The organism is Neisseria sp. P0009.S007 (assembly GCF_051962515.1).
The window spans coordinates 1-941 of the sequence record NZ_JBQCVF010000613.1 but is presented as its reverse complement, the minus strand read 5'-3'; the positions used below and the strand labels follow the sequence as shown (position 1 = coordinate 941).

Annotated in this window: 1 protein-coding gene; it reads left to right on the top strand. The window is 45.2% G+C overall.

Features of this window, described 5'->3' with window-relative positions; all coding sequences use genetic code 11:
- Nucleotides 1-827, top strand: an 827-nt coding sequence (locus ACTHS3_RS15165) for a ShlB/FhaC/HecB family hemolysin secretion/activation protein (RefSeq protein WP_440368387.1), incomplete at its 5' end; no start/stop codon positions are given.
- Nucleotides 828-941 lie beyond the last annotated feature (114 nt).

The following is a 941-nucleotide window of genomic DNA, read 5'->3' as shown; positions in this document are numbered from 1 at the left end:
TGTTCTACCAAGTTCCTTATGGCGCATGGACATTCAGCACTTACGCCGCCGCGTCGCAACCGCAAAGCATCCTAACGTCCAGCGTGAAGCGCTTTGCCTACCGCTCCCAATCCAAAGCGGCAGGAATCAAAGCAGACCGAGTATTCTCACGCAGTCAAAAACACATTACCTCCGCCTATATCGGCATCGATTATGTGAAACAGACTGCAAAATTTGCCGACAGCAAACTGGAATTACAAAGCCCGGAAATCTATTCGGCGCAAGTCGGCCTGTCGCATACAGCCATCCTGCTAAACGGCATTTGGCTCAACAATATCGGCGTAGAACAAGGGTTTGCGAAAAATACCGAACATACACCATTCGACAAGCGCTATACCTCTGTATCCTTGCAAAGCAATTTGATTCAAAACCGTCCATTGGGTAAATGGATCGTGCGCAACCATCACCAAATCGATGCCCAATATAGCCCTCATGATTTGTTTGCCACCAAAGAAATGGACGTCGTCGGTCATCAAAATGTACGTGGTTTCCGTTCGACTTCTTTGAGCGCAAACAGCGTAGTCCTGTTAAGCAATACCGTTTATTTCCGCCGCAATACGCCCCACGGCATTTATATCGAGCCTTATCTAGGCGCGGACATCGGCGTTGCCAAAAACAATAACGAAGGTTCGCAACACGCCATGGGTGTGGTTGCAGGTTTGAATTTGGGCAAGGCGGATAAATGGCAACTTTCTGCCGACTATGGCAAAGGTTTTGCACGCATGCCCAACCAATCAAACAGCGAAATACAGGATCATGTGACCGTTTCTTTACGCATTCCATTTTAAAGTTATGTAAATATATATCCTTTTATCTAATATATGAACCGCCCATCTTAATGTTATTAATTTTCTATTAATATCAATAAGATGAGCGGTTTTTATTTGCATTTGAAATAGTGC